This is a genomic window from Pseudoalteromonas sp. SR44-2 (assembly GCF_014163745.1).
GTDB classification, from domain to species: domain Bacteria; phylum Pseudomonadota; class Gammaproteobacteria; order Enterobacterales; family Alteromonadaceae; genus Pseudoalteromonas; species Pseudoalteromonas distincta.
The window spans coordinates 50,679-71,113 of sequence record NZ_JACJDW010000016.1 but is presented as its reverse complement, the minus strand read 5'-3'; the positions used below and the strand labels follow the sequence as shown (position 1 = coordinate 71,113).

At 38.5% G+C, this 20,435-nt stretch carries 18 protein-coding genes and 1 pseudogene; 11 read left to right on the top strand and 8 right to left on the bottom strand.

From position 1 onward, the window contains the following. Positions 1–29 precede the first annotated feature (29 nt). The 3 genes from H5115_RS11530 to H5115_RS11520 are packed head-to-tail and all read left to right on the top strand — an operon-like array spanning position 30 to position 2,501. A complete protein-coding gene (locus H5115_RS11530; protein WP_182755381.1) occupies positions 30–854 on the top strand; it encodes a protein-glutamate O-methyltransferase CheR in 825 nt (274 codons plus the stop codon). Further along, positions 844–1,461, top strand: coding sequence for a chemoreceptor glutamine deamidase CheD (gene cheD, locus H5115_RS11525; RefSeq protein WP_039489124.1), 618 nt, complete (start codon positions 844–846; stop codon positions 1,459–1,461). The genes H5115_RS11530 and cheD overlap by 11 nt, the downstream gene beginning before the upstream one ends. A gap of 8 nt (positions 1,462–1,469) precedes the next feature. Further along, on the top strand, positions 1,470–2,501 hold the full coding sequence (locus H5115_RS11520; RefSeq protein ID WP_182755379.1) for a chemotaxis response regulator protein-glutamate methylesterase: 1,032 nt from the start codon (positions 1,470–1,472) through the stop codon (positions 2,499–2,501). On the opposite strand, the gene H5115_RS11515 is transcribed toward H5115_RS11520, so the two are convergent. Beyond that, on the bottom strand, positions 2,491–3,528 hold the full coding sequence (locus tag H5115_RS11515; RefSeq protein WP_024596108.1) for a polysaccharide deacetylase family protein: 1,038 nt from the start codon (positions 3,526–3,528) through the stop codon (positions 2,491–2,493). The genes H5115_RS11520 and H5115_RS11515 overlap by 11 nt on opposite strands. Before the next feature lie 42 nt (positions 3,529–3,570). On the opposite strand from H5115_RS11515, the gene H5115_RS11510 reads away from it, so the two are divergent. Beyond that, positions 3,571–4,842: an MATE family efflux transporter gene (locus tag H5115_RS11510; RefSeq protein ID WP_182755377.1), complete on the top strand. Its 1,272-nt coding sequence runs from the start codon at positions 3,571–3,573 to the stop codon at positions 4,840–4,842. 9 nt (positions 4,843–4,851) lie between these two features. Here the strand turns inward: H5115_RS11510 and H5115_RS11505 are convergent, their stop codons facing one another. Next, a complete protein-coding gene (locus tag H5115_RS11505) occupies positions 4,852–5,121 on the bottom strand; it encodes a hypothetical protein (protein WP_002959572.1) in 270 nt (89 codons plus the stop codon). Between the two features lie 9 nt (positions 5,122–5,130). Further along, positions 5,131–5,706, bottom strand: coding sequence for a Fe-S biogenesis protein NfuA (nfuA, locus tag H5115_RS11500; RefSeq protein WP_002959571.1), 576 nt, complete (start codon positions 5,704–5,706; stop codon positions 5,131–5,133). Positions 5,707–5,852: 146 nt separating this feature from the next. Between nfuA and H5115_RS11495 the strand changes: the two genes are divergently transcribed. Continuing rightward, complete coding sequence (locus tag H5115_RS11495; protein ID WP_182755375.1) at positions 5,853–8,408, top strand: M14 family zinc carboxypeptidase; 2,556 nt, start codon at positions 5,853–5,855, stop codon at positions 8,406–8,408. A 223-nt stretch (positions 8,409–8,631) separates the two neighbouring features. On the opposite strand, the gene H5115_RS11490 is transcribed toward H5115_RS11495, so the two are convergent. Beyond that, on the bottom strand, positions 8,632–9,309 hold the full coding sequence (locus tag H5115_RS11490; RefSeq protein WP_182755374.1) for a ComF family protein: 678 nt from the start codon (positions 9,307–9,309) through the stop codon (positions 8,632–8,634). 74 nt (positions 9,310–9,383) lie between these two features. Between H5115_RS11490 and bioH the strand changes: the two genes are divergently transcribed. From bioH to H5115_RS11475, 3 genes are all read left to right on the top strand, one after another. After that, positions 9,384–10,121 carry a pimeloyl-ACP methyl ester esterase BioH gene (gene bioH, locus H5115_RS11485; protein WP_182755372.1) on the top strand — a complete coding sequence of 246 codons (738 nt, stop codon included), beginning with the start codon at positions 9,384–9,386 and terminating at the stop codon, positions 10,119–10,121. Between the two features lie 90 nt (positions 10,122–10,211). Next, on the top strand, positions 10,212–10,520 hold the full coding sequence (locus tag H5115_RS11480) for a hypothetical protein (protein WP_182755370.1): 309 nt from the start codon (positions 10,212–10,214) through the stop codon (positions 10,518–10,520). Between the two features lie 4 nt (positions 10,521–10,524). After that, positions 10,525–11,379 carry a putative metalloprotease CJM1_0395 family protein gene (locus tag H5115_RS11475; RefSeq protein WP_182755368.1) on the top strand — a complete coding sequence of 285 codons (855 nt, stop codon included), beginning with the start codon at positions 10,525–10,527 and terminating at the stop codon, positions 11,377–11,379. Positions 11,380–11,451: 72 nt separating this feature from the next. On the opposite strand, the gene H5115_RS11470 is transcribed toward H5115_RS11475, so the two are convergent. The 4 genes and pseudogenes from H5115_RS11470 to H5115_RS11455 all read right to left on the bottom strand — a co-directional run. Beyond that, positions 11,452–13,779 carry a Tex family protein gene (locus tag H5115_RS11470; protein ID WP_154904138.1) on the bottom strand — a complete coding sequence of 776 codons (2,328 nt, stop codon included), beginning with the start codon at positions 13,777–13,779 and terminating at the stop codon, positions 11,452–11,454. Between the two features lie 168 nt (positions 13,780–13,947). Next, on the bottom strand, positions 13,948–14,529 hold the full coding sequence (locus H5115_RS11465) for a CBS domain-containing protein (RefSeq protein ID WP_024595749.1): 582 nt from the start codon (positions 14,527–14,529) through the stop codon (positions 13,948–13,950). 51 nt (positions 14,530–14,580) lie between these two features. Beyond that, complete coding sequence (locus H5115_RS11460; protein WP_024595748.1) at positions 14,581–14,892, bottom strand: hypothetical protein; 312 nt, start codon at positions 14,890–14,892, stop codon at positions 14,581–14,583. A gap of 116 nt (positions 14,893–15,008) precedes the next feature. Then, a pseudogene (locus tag H5115_RS11455) lies at positions 15,009–15,347 on the bottom strand (GreA/GreB family elongation factor); the annotation flags it as partial. A gap of 106 nt (positions 15,348–15,453) precedes the next feature. Here H5115_RS11455 and gmtY point away from each other — a divergent pair. The 3 genes from gmtY to gmtX are packed head-to-tail and all read left to right on the top strand — an operon-like array spanning position 15,454 to position 20,110. Next, the gene (gmtY, locus tag H5115_RS11450; protein WP_039489106.1) at positions 15,454–16,773 is read left to right on the top strand and encodes a gamma-mobile-trio recombinase GmtY; all 1,320 of its coding nucleotides are present in this window, start codon (positions 15,454–15,456) and stop codon (positions 16,771–16,773) included. Next, entirely contained in the window at positions 16,770–19,502 is a 2,733-nt protein-coding gene (locus tag H5115_RS11445) for a VPA1269 family protein (protein ID WP_039489104.1), read from the top strand. Before gmtY ends, H5115_RS11445 begins: the two co-directional genes overlap by 4 nt. Next, on the top strand, positions 19,499–20,110 hold the full coding sequence (gene gmtX / locus H5115_RS11440) for a gamma-mobile-trio protein GmtX (protein WP_290294884.1): 612 nt from the start codon (positions 19,499–19,501) through the stop codon (positions 20,108–20,110). The genes H5115_RS11445 and gmtX overlap by 4 nt, the downstream gene beginning before the upstream one ends. Positions 20,111–20,435 lie beyond the last annotated feature (325 nt).

Sequence of the window (20,435 nt, the reverse complement as noted above, 5' to 3'; positions counted from 1 at the left end):
TTAGCGTTAGGTTTAATTGAGAGCGAACAATGAAAGAGTTTTTGTGTACCGACCGCGACTTTAAGGAAATTGCCAGTTTAGTTTACAGCGCATGTGGAATTGTATTAGGGGATCATAAGCGAGAGATGGTTTATTCACGCTTAGCAAGACGTATTAGGGAGCGTAAATTAACTGATTTTAAAGCTTACTTAGAGTATCTGAATAGTCATAAAGATCAGGAATTTGATGCCTTTATTAATGCAATAACAACGAACTTAACGTCTTTTTTTCGTGAAATACATCACTTTGAATTTATAAAAACTGAGCTTGTACCTGCTCTTTTAAAGGCAAATAAAAACAGTAAACGAGTAAGAATCTGGTCTGCAGGTTGCTCCACAGGGGAAGAGCCTTACAGTTTGGCGATGACTTTAAATAACTCATTTCCGAGCAATTGGGATGTAAAAATACTAGCAACCGATTTAGATTCTAATGTATTGGCAAAAGCACAAAAAGGTATTTACACCGCGGCGAATGTTAATGGCTTAGATGACTTGCAACTTAAGCGTTGGTTTTTAAAAAGTAAAGACGGTGAAAACTATAAAGTTAGAGATAAACTAAAAGAGTCTATTTCTTTCAAGCGTTTAAACTTATTGCAAGACTGGCCAATGAAAGGATCATTTGATCTTATTTTATGTCGTAATGTTGTTATTTACTTTGATAAAGAAACAAAAGATCAGCTTTTTAAGCGCTACGCTAATATATTAAATGAACAAGGTTATTTGTTTTTAGGTCACTCAGAAAGTATGGGTAAAGAGCATTCACAATTCAAAAACTTAGGGAAAACTATGTACCAAAAGGGACAAAATGCACGCTGAGTTTAGGCCGGTATTACCTAACTTTGAACACATTAAACGATATTGGGATTCGGGCCGAGGTAGCGTTGTTGCTAAAGTACTTCCGGGTGAGTTTTATGTTTCTAAAAATAATGAACTGATCTCTACAGTTCTGGGTTCGTGTATTGCGGCTTGTGTATACGATGAAGTACTTGGTATTGGCGGGATGAATCACTTTATGTTACCAATTCAAAAGGGAGTAGAACTTAAAAATGCGCATAGTTTAAGTTGTCGGTACGGTAATTGGGCTATGGAGTATCTTATAAACGAAGTTTTAAAAAATGGCGCGTCTCGGTGTAACCTAAAAGTAAAACTTTTTGGCGGGGGGAAAATTATTAGTGCGATGACTGATATAGGGTTGGGTAATATTAGTTTTGCAGCAGCGTATATTAAAGAAGAGGCATTAAATCTAGTTGCCCATGATATGGGGGGGCCGTGGCCGCGAAAAATATTTTTTCACCCGAACACTGGTAAAGTTCATATGAAAAAACTTAAAAACCTACATAATAATACGATTGAAAAACGCGAAGTCCGTTACTTACAAAACCTTAAAAAGCAAGAAGTAGTAACCGATATAGAGCTGTTTTAGGAGTATGCATGATTAAAGTATTAATAATTGACGACTCCCCTTTAATTAGGCGTTTACTCACTGAAATATTACAACAAGCTAAAGACATTACAGTAGTGGGGAGTGCTGAGGATCCCTATGAAGCTCGCGAAATGATAAAAAAACTCAGTCCTGATGTATTAACGCTCGACGTAGAAATGCCAAAAATGGATGGTATTAGTTTTTTAAAAAACCTAATGCGATTAAGACCAATGCCAGTAGTGATGATTTCAACACTGACACAAAAAGGCTCTCCTATCACACTAGAAGCACTCGAATTAGGGGCTGTTGATTTTATAGCTAAGCCTACTAATAACGTAAGAGAGCAATTGAGCCAATATGCATCACTTGTCCAACAAAAGGTGCGAATAGCTGCTGGAGCAAGAGTAAGAAGCTATAAAAAAACGGTCGTCACAAATGAGCCTATTAATACTCATTCTCAGTTTTTACTTAATAAAGTAATAGCGATAGGTGCTTCAACGGGGGGGACTGAGGCTATAAAAGAAGTGCTTATTAAAATGCCACAAAATTGCCCGCCCATTGTAATTACTCAGCATATTCCTCCTGTGTTTAGCGCTTCATTTGCTGAGCGAATGAATCGTACATGTACAATAAATGTGAAAGAAGCTGAACATGGCGATAAGCTTAGCGCGGGCTGGGCTTATATAGCACCGGGTGGGTTTCATTTAAGTATTAAAAAACGAGGTGTTAGCTTGTATTGCCAGCTTGATGATGGCGAGCCGGTGAACAGACATAAACCTGCGGTAGATGTGTTGTTTAACTCATTAGTTGAAACTGGGGCTAAAAACGTAGTTGCAGCCATACTAACAGGAATGGGGAGTGATGGCGCAAAAGGGTTGCTTGCACTAAAACAAAACGGAGCATATACCTTGGCTCAAGATGAGTATTCGTCTGTGGTATGGGGTATGCCTAAAGCAGCTGCTGAGCTAAATGCAGCTGACGAGATAGTTGCGCTGGATAAAATAACCCAGCGGCTTTTACATCAGGCTGTTAAGGTTTAGATGCTTCAATTACCCAAGGCTGCGAAAACCAAAAGTAATCACCAGGGCTTGAAATAGAAGGGGCCGTGCAATTAAAACGAGAACGCCCTTTATTAAGCACCTTTGGTGAGGTGATTTCGACAGTATTTTTAGTTATCCATTTTAAATCTGCTTGGCCTACGCTTGATACATAACAGGCAAATTGGCTCTTATGAAAATCACCCATCTTAAATTCCATTGTGAGCGTGGGTGGATTTTGCTGTGTAACGCTATCTTGATAAGTTAAATTGGTGATATTAAACGCGCGTGAGTTGAGCTTAGTAATAAGGGTTTCTAGCTTGCTGTAAAAGCCTGATGCAGGAAAACGCGGCAAGCGGCTAAAATTAGAATCTTTATTTACAGCGCCTGAGTGCTGGCCAATACCCACAAAACCAAGCTCTGTCACGAGTGCTTGCAGCTCGTTATTAAACTCACCATACGGGTATGCTAAGTATTTATAGTCGTGGCCTATTTCTTCTTTTATGCGCTTTTGAGAGTTAAGAATATCTTGCTTAATACGTGATTGCCATTGTGCATCGGTTTCGTTTTCAAGCTTAAGGTGTAAGTAATCATGTTGTCCGCTATGATTGGCTATTAATGCCCCTTTCTTAGATAATTCTTTGAGCTTATCCCACCCCATTACGTAACTCATACCTTCGTCTATTAATTTAGGATTTACAAAGATAGTGTACGGGTAGCCAAACTTTTCTAAAATAGGTGCGGCTTGTTCATAGTTATTGTTATAACCATCATCAAAGGTGATGGCGAGAGTTTTATCAGGTAAAGTTTCACCTTGTTGAAGCGCGCTAATTAACTCATTAAGAGGAATAACGTTAAAGTTGTGCTCTTTTAAATAGCTTAAATGCTCCGTAAATGTATTTGCGCTAACGCTCGTGACAGCGGGTAGGGTTTCACTAACATGATGATACTGTAAAATAACGGCTGCTTGAGCCCGCACAGATACACTAATGAGGATAAATAACACTAAATGAAACAATTTCTTATACATAATAAGGCACACCATAAAAGCTTGCTGTTGTTAGCGGGTCCGATGATACTATCAAATATCACAGTGCCGTTGTTAGGAATTGTTGATACTGCTGTAATTGGGCACTTAGGAAGCGCTCATTACTTAGCTGGAATTGCCCTTGGCTCTGCTGTTATATCTATTTTATTTTGGCTTGCTGGTTTTTTAAGAATGAGCACCACGGGACTCGTGGCACAAGCATACGGAAAAAACGATTTAACCCAACTTGCCGCTTTACTTAAACGAAGCCTATTGCTTGCAAGCGCAGTGGCCGTGCTATTAATTGTGTTATCCCCATTAATAAAGCACGCTATAGCTTACCTCTCCGCAGCCAATAGCGACGTACTTACCCAAGCTTATCAGTATTTTAGCATTCGTATTTTTAGTGCTCCAGCAGCATTATGTAATTTAGTGTTACTGGGTTGGATGCTTGGTGTGCATTATGGTCGAGGCCCATTTTATTTATTACTCGTCACTAATATCGTTAATATAGTGCTCGATATTTATTTTGTTGTTTATTTAGATTGGGCAGTTGCAGGCGCTGCATGGGCGTCACTTATTGCTGACTATACAGCACTAGTATTTGCACTGTTTTTAGTGGCTAAACTAGCTAAAAAACAAGACATTGATCTAAATGTACCGAACTGGTTGAGTATTAGCAAAATGGCTGAATTATTGAGTTTGAATAGAGATATATTTATTCGCTCTTTAATACTGCAATTATGCTTTAGTTTTATGACATTTTACGCGGCGCGTATAGGCGAAACCACATTAGCTGCTAATGCTGTCTTACTTAACTTTTTAATGTTGGTGAGCTTTGCTCTTGATGGCGTTGCTTACGCCTCTGAGGCAAAAGTAGGGCAAGCTAAAGGCCAAGGAAGTGTTAAGAATATAGAGCTGTGGGTTAAAATAAGCGTATTTTGGGGTATGCTTTTTGGTGTGTTATATAGCCTATTTTTTGCATTATTTGGCAACACCATAATCAAGCTTTTAACCAATGTGCCAGAGGTTATTCAAGAGGCAACGCATTATTTACCATGGATAATAGTATTACCAATTTTGGCCATGAGCTGCTTTTTGTTTGATGGTGTTTTTGTAGGGCTTACGCGAGCAAAGAACATGCGTAACAGTATGATACTTTCAGCTGGAGTTGGCTTTTTTGGTGTGTTTTGGGTGTTTATAGACTTGCAAAATAACGGGTTATGGCTGGCTATGAGCTGTTTTATGTTAATGCGCGGGGTTACATTAATAATTAAATATCACCTCTTAAAAATAAATAATCAGCTATTAGATTAAATAAATGGTTTATTTCCAGAGATCGGGGTCGTGGTGTTTAGGGCCCATATCTTTTAAAACTTGTGAAAAACGATTGGCAAAAATACCGCAGTAGCCCCAACCGGCAAAAAATAATGCGGGGAGTAAAATTATAACGCCAATTATTTGTAAGCTGTAGTGGGTGTAATACCCAATAGATATGAATATCACGGCTAGCACAAACAGTGCTAAGCCGCGAAAAAAGCGCTTTAAGCTCAGCTTAGGATTGCTCCCTAAGCGATAGATAAGCTGCTTTAGCATTTACAAGGCCTAATAGTAAGAGTGATCGCCCGCTTCGTGTTCTGTTATATCAGCAACACCGGTGATTTCTTCAAACTTAGCTATCATTTCTTTTTCAATGCCTTCTTTTAGTGTTACATCGATCATAGAACAACCGTTACAACCACCACCAAACTGAAGTATAGCTATACCTGCAGCTGTAATCTCAACAAGGCTTACTTGACCACCGTGGTTAGCAAGTTGTGGATTTACTTCGGTTTCTAGCATGTGCTGTACACGTTCGTTTAACGATGCATCGTCACCTATTTTACGCGCCTTTGCATTTGGTGCTTTTAGCGTTAACTGAGTACCCATTTTGTCGGTAACAAAATCGATTTCAGCTTCTTCTAAAAATGGAGCACTTTCTGCATCTACAACGGCATCAAAACCGTTAAAGTTTAGGCGAATATCGCTCGCTTCTACAGCGTCTTCTGGACAATAAGACACACCACATTCCGCTTGTGATGAACCAGGGTTTACAACAAACACACGAATATTGGTTTGTTGTGATTGATCTGCTAATAGTTTAGCAAAATGCGCTTGCGCTGTTTCGGAAATAGAAATCATAAAACCATCTATACTTGACTAAATTACTCGGATACTGCGTATCATACTCCGCTCATCGTGTTGCGGCTAGTGTTGAGCGTAAAAAGTTGGCATCTATTTTAAGCAATGGTAGCGTGCAAACAACGAACATTTTTTGAGTAATTTATATGCGTTTGGTATTAACATTAATGGTGGTGTTGCTTAGCTTTTCAAGTGTAGCTAAGCCACTTTCGTATTATTTTGAACAAGATGTAAAATTTGACCCTTCAATTCCTACTCCTGAGCAAGTACTCGGTTACGAAGTAGGAGAGTGGCACGTGAGACACGATCAGCTCGTACGTTATATGGAAATACTTGCTGATAAAAGCGACCGTATAAATTTTGAAGTGATTGGCCGCACACATGAACAACGCCCCCTTGTCATGCTAACAATTACAGCAGCTGACAAGTTATCAAGCATAGAGCAGACACGCCAAGCTCACTTAGCGCGCTTAAGTAACGATGGATCAGATGCTAATTCTACAAAGCAGCCTGCCGTTGTATGGATGGGGTACAGTGTGCATGGTAATGAGTCATCAGGTAGTAACTCATCTTTGCTGGTGGCATATTACTTAGCTGCTGCACAAGGTGCTGAAATAGATGAGTTATTAAACAACACGGTTATTTTACTCGACCCTTCGCTTAATCCTGACGGACTTGCTCGTTTTGCTAACTGGGCCAACAGTAACCGAGGTATGAACTTATCCAGCGACCCTAAAACCCGTGAACATGTTGAAAGCTGGCCAAGTAGTCGTACCAATCATTACTGGTTTGATTTAAATCGTGACTGGTTATTACTACAACATCCTGAATCGCGTGCGCGTATTGCTAAATTTCATCAGTGGAAACCAAATGTTTTAACCGATTTTCATGAAATGGGACCAAACAGCAGTTACTTTTTTCAGCCAGGTATCCCTAGTCGTAAGCATCCTATAACACCGGATGAAAATGTAACGTTAACTAAAGCGATTGCTAACTATCACGCAAAAACGTTAGATGAAAACAACGCACTGTACTTTACCGAAGAAAGCTTTGACGACTTCTATTACGGTAAAGGTTCAACCTATCCCGATGTAAATGGTGGTGTAGGTATTTTATTTGAGCAAGCAAGTTCTCGCGGGCATATCCAAGACACCATAAATGGATCTTTGAGCTTTCCCTTTACTATTAAAAATCAACTATTAACGAGTTTATCTACCTTTAAAGCCGCTGTTGATAACCGCCAAGCATTACTTGATTACCAAGCTAAGTTTTATAATCAAGCTACTGATTTAGCCAGTGATGAAAGCTTTGAAGGTTATGTAATTGAGGGCGCGGATGACAACACTCGTATTAAAGATTTTTTAGGGTTGTTAAAACAGCATCAAATAGATGCTTTTTCGCTTACTAAATCACTCAAGGCAAATGGCAACAACTATACAACCAATAGCTACTTTGTGCCCTTAGCCCAGCCACAGTACCGCCTAATAAAAGCTATTTTTAGCGAGCAAAAAAACTTTGCTGATAACACCTTTTATGACGTATCTGGCTGGACTTTAGCGCATGCGTTTAACTTACCTTTTGCAAAAGTAAAAAGCAGTTGGGGTTTAGAGGTTGCAAGTAAACCGTGGCAAAAAGCGGTAAAACCTTCTTTTGCTTCACTTGAGCAAGGCTATGCGTTTGGCTTTTCGTGGGATGATTACCTAGCACCTAAAATGCTAAACAGCCTGTTAAAGCAAGGTATTAAAGCGCGTGTAGCGCTAAGCCCATTAACAGCCAAATCAAACTCAAGTGAAGTAAGCTTTGATGCTGGTAGTATTATTGTGCCAGCAGGCTTACAAACGAATAATGATTGGGTGGGAATATTAAATAAAGCACAAAACGAGTTTGGAATTGCAATCAAGCCTATTAACTCAGGGCTTACAAGCAAAGGAGCCGATTTAGGGTCTCGTACAATGGCGGTTGTTAGCGAGCCAAAAGTATTATTGGTAGGTGGTAAAGGTGTAAGCCAGTACGAAGCTGGGGAAGTATGGTATTACCTCGATCGCTTTGTAGGTGTTGCGCCAACAATTGTTGAAATGGAGCGTTTAAACTCTATTGAACTCAGTAATTACAGCCATATAGTACTTGCTCATGGTAACTACAATAGCTTATCTGATACCGACAAAGTGGCTATAAAAAGCTGGGTAAGAAAAGGCGGCGTTATTTGGGGCCATAAAGGCGGTGCTAAATTTTTAGCTGATCAGCAATTACTCAAAGCAAGCTATCTATCACGACAAGATGTAGCGAGTGCATTTAAAACAAAAGGTTTAAGCTACGCCGATAAAGACCATTTAGCAGGGCGTCAGCGCATTGCAGGAGCTATTTTTAATACTAATGTAGATTTAACTCACCCACTTACATTTTCACTTAAACGCAATACATTGCCCGTATTCAAAAACAGTACTTGGTTGCTAGAAGCTTCCGATGCACCGTTTGTAAATGTACTTACCTATACTAAAAAGCCATTGTTAGCGGGTTTTACCGATGCTGTTAATGTTGAGCAAGTTGCTGGCGGCGCAGGTTTAATTGCGCACTCATATGGACGAGGTACAGTAATAGGCATGACCGACGATCCTGTATTTAGGGGTTACTGGTATGGGACTAGTCGACTACTAAGCAATGCGTTATTTTTTGGTCATACGTTTCGTGCAAATGGCGAATAATACCAATTAGCTTAATTAAGTAATCTATTTTGAGGATGGAAAAACGTGTTGATAGCTAGGCAAAAAATTCGCTAATTAGTTGTTCTCGGCAATTGCTCCTGGATTGCTCTACCTTCTGCATCCATGCTGTCGTAAATGAGAATTTTTTAACACAGGTAGCGACACGTTTAGCCCCGCAAAATGATTAAGTATTATTGCGGATTGGTTTAATACTTTTTAATAATTAAATAGGCGTTAAGCAAGTTGTAAAAGCCCACACTTGTTTAGCGCCTGCTTGTTTTAGTGCACTAGTAGCTGCGTTTAATGTTGCCCCTGTCGTCATCACATCATCAACAATAGCGACTGTTTTACCTGCCATGTCTTGTGTACAAATAAAGGCATTTTTTAAGTTTCTTATACGCTTTGCTTTGGATAGCTCCGACTGAGCTTGTGTTTTTTTATCGCGAATAAGAACATTACTTAGTGGGGCGTAATTAGCTAAACAGGGTTGCCATACTTGGCTTACCTGATTAAATCCGCGAGTAATAAAGCGGCTTTTATGAAGAGGTAAAATAATAAAGGTATCTGGCAAGTTAGGGCATTGCTCAAAAAACTGCGTTAACTGTTTTTGTATAATTTGCTGCAATGCCTTTTTATAATGAATTTGATTATTAAATTTTAGCCTTTTAAGCCAATGCTCAAAGGGAGGTTGATAAAAAGCGCATGCAAATAATTTATCAAACTCGCAATTAGGAAACATCTCAATAATATCAGGTCGATGCAATAAACTCGTATGCTTACTAAAATCAAACAATGGTAAATCTTCAAGGCAATAATCACATAGCCCTAAAGAGGTCGTAATCGAGTTTTGACACTGCACGCAATAAGAGGGAAATAACCAATTTAAAACGGCTTGTTTCACAGACTCGCTCCTTGCATTGCAATCGCCTTTTTAAACGTTATGATGAGCCTAAGTTTGGTAAAGGTTAGGCAAATATGCAAAATGAGTTAGTGTTATTACATGGTTGGGGAATGAATCAGGGCGTATGGCAGTTAGTACAGCCAGAACTTGAGTTTTTATATTCAGGAAATATACGTAGCCTTGACCTACCTGGGTTTGGTAATAGCCATGATTGCCCAAGCCCTTATACTTTGCATGATGCAGCAGTAATTTTAAGTAAGCAATTAAAGCCAAAGAGCATTTTAATGGGGTGGTCGTTAGGTGGTTTATTTGCACTTTATATTGCTAAGCATTGGCCTGAAAAAGTATCTAAAGTTATTTTAATAGCATCGACTCCTTTTTTTGCGGAGGCAGATAATTGGCCCGGAATAAAAGCGAATGTATTGGCGCAGTTTAAAGAGCAATTAGTTAATCATCGAGAAAAAACAATAGAGCGCTTTTTAGCTATTCAAGCAATGGGTAGCGAGTCGGCGCGTGATGATATAAAGCAACTTAAACAATTGCTAAATCAGTACAGCGCACCCCAAAGCGATGCCCTGAGTGCTGGTTTAGATATTTTACAAAACGACGATTTACGTGACTTATTTACTCATTGCCCAGTCCCTATTAGAGGAGTATTTGGCCGCCTTGATGCTTTAGTACCTTATAAAGCTATTAGCAAAATGTCAGCACTAAATGCTGAGTTTGAATATGAAGTACTAGATAAAGCGTCCCATGCACCATTTATTTCTCATAAAAGTGAGTTCTTATCTGTCGTTAAATCAATGCTTTAAAATAGAGCTAAAAATAGCGCTGTTTAAAGCTTTATTTTGAGCAGAACCTGAGCGATAATTAAACAATGTTTATTTGGTGGAGGTTTTAATATGCCAATCGGATCAGTATTTAATAGTGGTATAGAAGGGTTTAACCGAGCTAGCCAAGGTATTGAAAAAGCCAGTGCTGAGATTAACCGTGCCAGTATAGAACAACAAGATGACGCGCAATTAGCGCAGCAACGTCAGCTTAGCGCAGCACGCCCTGAAGAAGCGATTACTGCACCAGTAGCACAACCAGCTCGTGTTGATGAAGCGCTTGTTAACTTAAAAGTTGAAGAGTTTAATGCCAAGGCAAACACGCAATCAATTCAAACGGCCGATGATGTACTTGGCACGTTAATCGATATTAAAGTTTAGTATTATGAATATTGTCACGCCATTTCCGTCTATCAATATAAACACCGCAAATGTTTATACGGAAACCGCACGGCGTGACAACCAACTACGCGAAGTTATTCCCGCTCCCGCATCTAGTAGCGCAAGCAATACAGAAACCAAAGCGCAAAGTGATGCTGAAAAAGCAAAATTGCCAGGTAGTAGCGATGGTGCGACGTATAGCGCAACGGGAAAAATAGCAGGCGAAAAGTCAGTTCAGCAGCGCGATGGAAACTCAGAGAATCCTGAGGGCACTGAGCAAGAAAGTGAAGCAATTGAGAAAAAAGAATCTGAGCAAGAAGAGCTGCAATTAGAACAAGAACAACAACAAATTACAGAACTAAAAGCACGGGATACTGAAGTACGAATACACGAACAAGCACACGCTTCTGTAGGCGGGCAATATGCTGGCTCGCCAAGTTATGAGTATCAACGTGGCCCAGATGGTACTAACTACGCAGTTGGCGGAGAAGTACAAATAGATGTATCAGAAATTCCGGGTGACCCGCAAGCGACTATAGACAAAATGCAAACGGTACGCGCTGCCGCATTAGCGCCTGCAGAGCCTTCAGGAGCTGATCGCTCTATTGCCGCAGATGCTACGCAAAAGCTAGCAGCGGCTCAAGCTGAGCTTGCACAACCTGAAAAAGAAGACGACGAAGACGCAAAAAGTAAATTTGAAGCGTCATTCTCTAGCGATGAAAGCAGCGATACAAAAACAGCTAAAAGTGACGAGCAAACACGTGATGCCGATGTTGAGGCACGGGCGGGGCGTATTGCTAATTTTTACCAAATGGCTACATCGCCAGCGAGCCAAAGTAGTTTTTCAGCGTTAAGTTAATAATTTAGCAAAACATAACCACAAAAAAACCGCTTACGCGGTTTTTTTCGTTTTAGCTTAGCTGTACAAGTATTATTTTTTCACTTTAGCATTAGCGAACGCATCGGCAAATGCATTACCCATTAACGCATTACCGTTGTCACGTTTAGGCTTTGCAGCGCGAGGTTGCGAATTATTAGCACGTGCTTGTGGCTTTTGCGTAGCTGGAGCTGCTGACTTATTACTTGTGTCAATATCGTCATCTAAGCGCATAGTAAAGCTTATGCGTTTACGTGCAGCGTCTACTTCAACAACTTTAACCTTTACAATATCACCAGCTTTAACAACTTCACGCGGATCTGATATAAATTTATTCGTGATTGCTGAAATATGCACTAAACCATCTTGGTGAACACCTACATCAACAAACGCACCAAAATTAGCAACGTTTGAAACCACGCCTTCTAAAATCATACCTGGTTTTAGGTCACTAATTTTTTCAACACCGGCTTTAAACTCAGCTGTTTTAAATTCAGGTCGAGGATCTCGACCAGGTTTATCAAGCTCAGTAATAATGTCGGTAACGGTTGGTAAGCCAAACTTTTCGTCAGTGTAATCGTTAGCAGCAAGTTTAGTTAAAAAGTCGCTGTTACCAATTAGGTTACTGACATCTACGCTATTGCGTTCACAAATGCGTTTAACAACAGGATAAGCTTCAGGGTGAACTGATGAGTTATCTAGTGGATCGCTACCATTGTTAATACGTAAAAAACCAGCCGCTTGTTCAAATGCTTTTGGCCCTAAACGTTCAACCTTTTTAAGCTCACTACGTTTAGTAAATGTGCCGTTAGCATCGCGATAATTAACGATATTTTGCGCTAATGTTTTGTTTAAACCAGATACGCGTGTAAGTAGTGGTACCGAGGCCATATTTAAATCTACGCCTACTGAGTTTACACAGTCTTCAACTACTGAAATAAGGCTCTGGCCTAATTGGCTTTGCGATACATCATGTTGGTATTGGCCAACACCAATTGATTTTGGCTCAATTTTAACAAGTTCAGCAAGAGGATCTTGAAGGCGGCGTGCAATAGAGACAGCCCCTCGTATAGAAACATCTAAATCTGGAAATTCATTAGCTGCAAATTCAGAAGCTGAGTAAACCGATGCACCTGCTTCGCTAACCATAATTTTACTAAGTTTAAGTTCGCTGTTTGCTTTGATAAGCTCAGCAACCAACTTATCTGATTCGCGTGATGCAGTACCGTTACCAATCGCAATTAGCTCAACTTTATGCTGACGGCAAAGTTGCTCTAACGTACGCACTGATTTATCCCAATGATTTTGTGGTGCATGAGGGAAAATAGTTTGTGTAGCTAGTAATTTACCTGTGCTATCAACAACGGCAATCTTACAGCCAGTACGAAGGCCTGGATCAAGACCTAAAGTAGTACGAGGGCCTGCAGGTGCAGCCATTAATAAATCTTTTAAGTTTTTAGCAAATACATCGATTGCACCGGCTTCTGCTTTTTCGCGCATTGCTGCAAAAAACTCATTCTCTAGGTGTAACCCTAGCTTAACTTTCCACGCCCATTGAACAACGTTTAATAACCAAGGACTTGCCGCTTTATATTTAATATCTAAACGGTAATGCTCAGCAATCATGTTTGCACATAATTGTGCTGAATTTTCAGCACTAGGCTCTGGGTTTATATTTAACTGAAGTACACCTTCATTTCGGGCTCTAAGCATTGCAAGCGCACGGTGAGAAGGTACTTTTTTAAGAAGTTCTTGATGCTCAAAGTAATCACGGTATTTTGCACCGGCTTGCTCTTGGCCTTTAATCACAGTACTTTCAATTGCGCCATTTTGGCTAATGTGGCTTCTAAATTTAGCAAGTAATTTTGCGTCTTCAGCAAAGCGTTCCATTAAGATGAATTTAGCGCCTTCAAGTACCGCTTTTGTATCTGCAAAACCTTTTTCAGCACTTACAAACTGCTCTGCTTGTTGCTCTGGGTCAAGGTTAGCATCTTTAAATAGTGCATCTGCAAGAGGCTCTAAACCAGCTTCAATTGCTATTTGGCCTTTAGTGCGGCGCTTAGCTTTATATGGTAGGTATAAATCTTCAAGTTCTGTTTTACTTTGTGCATTAGTTATATCGGCACTTAGCTCTGGCGTTAGTTTATTTTGCGATTCGATTGTCGATAAAATAAAACTACGGCGCTCTTCTAGTTCACGTAAATACGATAAACGCTGCTCTAAAAGGCGTAATTGGGTGTCGTCTAGGCCGCCTGTAACTTCTTTTCTGTAGCGGGCAATAAAAGGAACAGTTGCGCCTTCATCAAGTAACTTTGTTGCAGCAACAACCTGTTGCTGCTGTGCGTTTAACTCACCGGCTAAACGTGCAGAGATATCGCTCATGCAAAAACCTTTTTATACAATAAAATAAGACCAGAAGCGTGTTACTGGCGCTGTTAATTGCTTGAATAATATCACAGGAGGTAGTAATGAAAAGCTCTTAAAGCAAGCTATTTTACTTGCTTTAAGATGGTTGGGTCGGGAGCAAATCAATTCAACTAAAAGAGCGCCCTAGTGAGGGTGCTCAATGTTTTCTAATACCTCACTGAAAGAGTGAGCAATAGGTGAGATATGTACAGGAATATGTAATGTTTTAGCTATTTGGCGAGCTGAAATTAAACCACAAATTTCGTTACTCGCTGTTGTAACTAATAAAAACATTGTGCCCTGATGCTCCATCGTTTGCAGCGCATCACCAATGCATGCGTAGCTTAAGCTTTGCATACTTACACCTGTAAGGCGGCTAACTGGTGTCATAATGTCACGTAAGCTTACTTCGCTTCGTTGCATATTTAAGCGCTCTGCAATAATAGTAATTTTAGAGCTTTGTAAATCGGCGCTAGAAACTAGGCCAATTAATTTTTGGTGTTCGTCTGTTACTAAAACAAAGTCAGATTGTTGTGCACTTACTTGTTTAAGCGCATCTGTAATCGTTGTTCCATGCTCTGCACGAATAGGTGTTTTTTGAGTAAAGTTATTCACCATTTTTAGCGCTGGAGAAGATAAATCGATTAATGGTTGATCATCTGCAAATGTGCTAGCAATAACGCCATGAGAAATATTTTGGGTACGTAATTCTTTAAAGTTAGACATAGTAGTCACCTTAGTAGTTATAAAATTTAATTAAGTTGTAAAATTAATGAATTAAATTAAATAGCTAGGTGGTCCGCGTTGGTATGCAGTGCTAAAAGGTCTGTTTAGATTAGTGCTCTTATAAAAAGAATCTACGACATTAGGAAGTGGTTGAGGCGACCTATAGGTAATAGTGTTAACGTGAGAGTCCACGTCAAAATCGAGGTTTGCTTGGTCAGGAATATCACAAGTAATAAAGTGATTAGATAGTTTAGCGTTATCAAGGTTTACGTCAGTGTTGCTGGCATGCAGGGTCAAACTTACACTCATTAAAAGTGCAAACAATACGGCATTACTAAATATGCGCTGTACTATGTTTGACATAATCACGACCTTAATTAACTGCTTTCAAATTAAACAAATCAACTTGAATAATTCAGTTATAGCTTATTGCTTTAATTTACACAATCAAAAGTTAACATGATCTGAATCAAAACTTTTTATTTCTTTTTTTGGTAATAGATACTGTTTACATACCACTGCTTTTTTCCCTGAGGAGTGGTCACTTCAAATTCGTCGTCCACTTGTTTTTTAATCAACGCACGCGCCATAGGTGAGTCTATTGATATGTAATCTTTACGGTCGTAAATTTCATCAGGACCTACAATTCTGAACTTTTTAACTTCACCTTCTTCGTTTTCAATTTCAACCCATGCACCAAAAAATACTTTTCCATCTTGCACGGGAGAGTAGTCAATAATTTTTAAATCAGGTATGCGCTTGCGTAAGTAGCGTACCCGGCGGTCAATTTGGCGCAGTAAACGCTTATTATACTGATATTATAACCCCACCCAAATATATACTAAAATCACTACTTTAATACTTGTTAGATGATAGAAAAGAGTTAGTATTAAGGAAAAGTAAATATACTATATAATAAAAAGTATGGCATACATCCAAAAAATAAACGTAAAGTATCATGATAAAGAGGCTGGTAGTATTTGTGAGTTACCAGCTCTTTATACAGAGAAAGGTGTCGTGATATCACATATAAGATATCTTGCTTGGTACAGCTCTAAAAGTGAGTCATGGAAAGAGCGCTCTATATTTTCTTTAAAGCTCCTACTCACATATATTGATGTCGTACCAAACTTTGAAAACTCAACTTTATTATTAAAAGGTTTTACTAAAGCACTATTAGTAGGAACAATCGATTACGATAAAATGGATGACGAACTTGGATTGTATTGGAAGGCAAGAAAGCCTAGAGATGCAAATAATATATTATTTCATATAACGCATTACTCTGATTTTTTAGCTTTACAGGAAGGGTTTGACTCATCAAGGATAAACCCCTTCAGAAAAGCAACCAGTTATGAAGAGAGATTAAATTGGTGTGCATATTATCATAAGCACGCAAATGTGTTCCTAAATCATTTATCTAATCAAAATGACGCTGCCTTTAATGCGAAGAGAGTAAGATTCATTGATCGGTTATTAGAGCCTAAAATAAATAATGAAAAAGCGATGAAATTCCCCGATGAGCACTTTGAAAAGCTTCTTTATATTGGAATGGTAAAAGGCTCAACACCAGACTATAAATCTCAAGCTATGACCATGTTATTAAATTATGGTGGATTACGTAAAAGTGAGCTATTTCACCTTTATGTTTCAGATATAACTTTACACCCAATATATCGAGATGAAGCATTAGTTAGGGTCTATCATCCAGAAATAGGCCGCTCACCTGACAGTAGTTTTGCAAATAGGCGAGAATACTTACTCGAAAGCACTTTCTATAAACCAAGAAATACATACCGATTATCAGAAAGACTATATGCGGGTTGGAAGTCACCTTTACTCACAAATAAAGACGGCTATTTTGAAGTGATATTTAACCCGCCTGAAAAAGCAAAAGAATTTTTAATATCTTGGGTTAACTATCTTAAATATCAACGGGTAGAGCCGGCAAAAACAGACACTCACCCATTTGCATTTACCAACTCCACAGGAGCGCCTGAAACGATAAAAAACTTTCAGCGAATTCATAAAAGAGCAGTAAAAAAAATTGGGTTGGAAGTTCAAAAAGAGCTTGGAACTACAGAGCATGGACACAGGCATGCATATGGTTATCGCGCACGACAACTTGGTTTAAGCCAAGTTGAAATTCAAAAAGCAATGCATCATAAGAGCTCTCTATCCTGCTTGGTATATATACAACCAACCTCAGAAGATATTCGTAGTAAGATGAGAGAGATTAAATGAGCAAACTTAAAGGTGACTCGAGCCTTCCATTAAATATACCTGTATCAATAAAAACATTGGGTGAATACAAAGCAATATGCAAAAAAAACGGTATTACTAACTCAAGATTACATTTAGAAAATTACAAAAGCATACCAGGCCTAATTGCACATCCAGAGAGGGTTTTTAAGGATGAGTGGGTGAGCTATAAAGATACATTTGATGTCCCTGATTTTTATTCCTATAAAAAGTTAAAGAGTATTATTAAGCCATTAGCTCTCAAATCACAAAAGGAATACAGGGCATTTGTTAAAAAGCAAGATGACCCTCAAATACCAAATGACCCACAGGGGGTATGGGAAAGTGAATGGGAAAATTGGTTTAAATTTTTAGGTAAAAAAGAGCCTTACAATTTAAAATTTATTGCAAAACCATATATAGCTTGGGCTGTAAAAATAGAAGAATTTATGACCCAAGCATTAGGCGGAGGTTCTAAAAACTCTTTGCTTTGTCGATTCGTTCGAATTTATATAGAAAAACACGATAAAAGCTTAACTCCAGAAGCATTTCTTACAAAGCAAAAGGTTAATATTAGACCCTTAAAGCAAGAATTAGAAAAGTTGAATACCGATAATATGCGGCGTAACTTGATAATTGCAGTGAATGAATTTTTAGACTTTGTAATTACCAACGATCTAACTAGTGAAGATGAGGAGACTGGAGAGATCATTCGTGTAATGGATGCTAGAAATCCTTTATCGCTGCTATCAAATTCAGCAAGTGTGATGTCTCCGCAACGCGCTGAGTCAACTAAACCTTGCTTGCAGTATTACTTTGTTAAAAAGGCCCAAGAGTGGATAATTCCAGCTAATGCAAAAACTTTTAAAGACCTAAAGCATTTGCAAAAATTTGATGCTGATTGGCTGAAAGTATCATCGAAGGAAGTAGATCGAAGTGACCCTGATTGCGTGATAAAAAAGATTGGAGATCAGCTTTATATGTGGTCTCCAATAAATTGGTTGCATACGTTCACTTTAACAAAAGTTCCATTGCGGGGTCGTCAGATTGCATATAATGATTCAGGTGAAGCAGATGATGTAATAGCTAATGTTGATCAAAATGGAAAAATAATTTGGGAAAAAAATAAATCTATTTTTTCGGGGTTAACAAAAAACCAAGCGTTTATTAAAAGAATGCCTGACGAAAACGCAGGGATGTTTATCACTACAAACAAAACAAGTAATAATGGTCAAGGTTATTCAATACCTTGGATACCTGAAGACCTTATTTATTGGTTAGTAAAACTTCGTAAGTGGCAGCAAAAATATAATCCTATAGATAACCCTACGAACTGGTCTAGTTGTAAAAGAACAAATTTAAATGAGTTGCAACTTAAGGCTAAAGGAATAAATTGTTTTTTATTTAGGGCGTATCAGGATATTGAGCCACAAAGTGTTGGTAATTCCCTAACACCAAGGTTAGCTGCCGCACTTTATAATGTTCAACCATCAAATTTAGAGCTTGCAACGCTATCAGGGAAGGAAGCAACGTTAAATCAGTATAAGTCTAAGTATACCCCTCACTCAATGCGTGTGAGCCTTATAACGGCTTATATAATGGAAATGGGGATGCCTATTGAAATAGTTATGAAAGTTGTGGGGCACTCATCAATTGTAATGTCTATTTATTACTGCAAAATTACGCAAGGCGATATTAGAAAGCGATTAGAGCAGGGCGAGAAAGAAGCATTAAAAACGAGGGTTGACGCTACTCAGAGTTTAATTGAACAAAATAAAATAGAGAAAGTAAAAAATGAATTGGTATCAAATAATGAAGAGTTACTAAATTCATTAACAAACTCTATTCCAGCAGGGAACTTCATTTTCAGGGATTATGGTATCTGCCCATATGCCGCAACTCGCTGTGAAGATGGCGGAGAACTTAATGGTAGTGGTACATCATTACGTGTACCGGCTCCATCTGGTTATCTAGGGACGCAAAATTGTCTTCGCTGTCGTCATTTTATTACAGGCCCCGCATTTATTGGTGGGTTGCTATCCATCACTAACGAAATATTATTTCACTCTAACACCCAGTCATCTCAATGCACAAAGTTACAAAGTAAAATTACTATGCTTGAGAAAAGTTTAGACGAATTAGATCGCCGAGAATACGTAGCTAATTTAAAAAATGAAAAAATTGACTTATCAGAGCGTAAAATTCTTGAGTTAAAAATAAGAAAAACTGAGTCAGAATATGAAAGTGCAGCAAAAAAAATGGATATGCTCTTATGTGACTTACAGTCGTCCTACAAGCTAATTAAAATGACACAATCAATAGCTAATCAAAAAGACAGCTTGTCCCTCGTTAAAATGAGTGATTCAGAAATAGAAATATCTTTAGAAGAGACATCTTCATTTGAGCAACTTCAAGAGGTTTGTGAGAATGCAACGATTTATGAGTCGGCCAATGCATCGCATGCCATAATTCCAAGATCTCAACAGTTGGATAAAATGGCTGTATTCAATGAAATATCTCCCGGCTTATTCTTACTCACAGAAGAGCAACAATTGCACGCTGGAAATCAATTAGCGCGCCTTTTAAAGTCTCGTTTAAAAACATGGTCAAAAGTTAGTCGTGTAATTAATTGTGATATTAAGCTCTCCGACCTTCTTGGTGATGAACAGATTTCAAAGTCTGAAATCGAATTTATTAATAAAAATAATACGTTAATTAATAGTGAGTTATGAGTATGTCACCTGAAGATCTACTAACTGAATTACAAAAAGGTTGCTCTACTAAGATTAGTGAAACCCTCGAAGCAATCTATAGGGTTTGTATGGAGCAAAGAAAAAGAGGTGTTGATGACTATTCTATTTCTACAATATCAAAGTTAGGCACTCAACGAGGGGTTCCAAAAGCACAAAGTATTCGTAATAAATCGGGTGAAAAGTATAGAGCACTTATTGCATCATTTGCAGAGAACAGCCCAGTAAAAGATCTTGGTAAGCAAAAGCATCAAGGGTTAGACTGGATAGATGAAATAAACAATCCAAAGCATCGATTACTAGCAAAAATTCAAGCTTCCGAGCTAATTGCGACTCGAAAAAAGCTACAAGAAATTATTCCACCAAACCTTCAAATTGATATTTATGACTACAAGTCTACTGGGCTTGGTTCTGAGCATAAACTATCGAATCAAGAGCGCAGAGCATTAGAATATTTATTATCAAATAGCTTTCAAAGCAAATGGAAATTAACGCCAACGGATTATGGGGAGCTTATTGATGAAAATAAGCATGCTGTTTTTAAAGCGGCTACCCTTGACGCTATAAAAAAAGCTTTAGATTTTTTATAGCCGTAATATCTATAACACACGCTAAAATTTAATTTGCTGTCTGGTTATTATAATCTTTGTAGTTTCAATAAAGGAAAGCTTCATTTGGATAGAAAAATTAAAAGACCCTATAGTTAGGCTTCAAGATAACATTTTCTACTCTCAAGCATTAGCAGCTGAAAAACTAGCAAAGGAGATATAGTACCGATTGGTCCAGTCATAGAATTTTATGAAGGTGGGTAGTCTTCGTCACCAAACTCAAAATAGACTGACTTAGAAGTAGAAGATCTTGAATACCTCATATCTAAAGAGTTTATGCGCCGAGCAGGTTTGGAAGTGGGGCCAA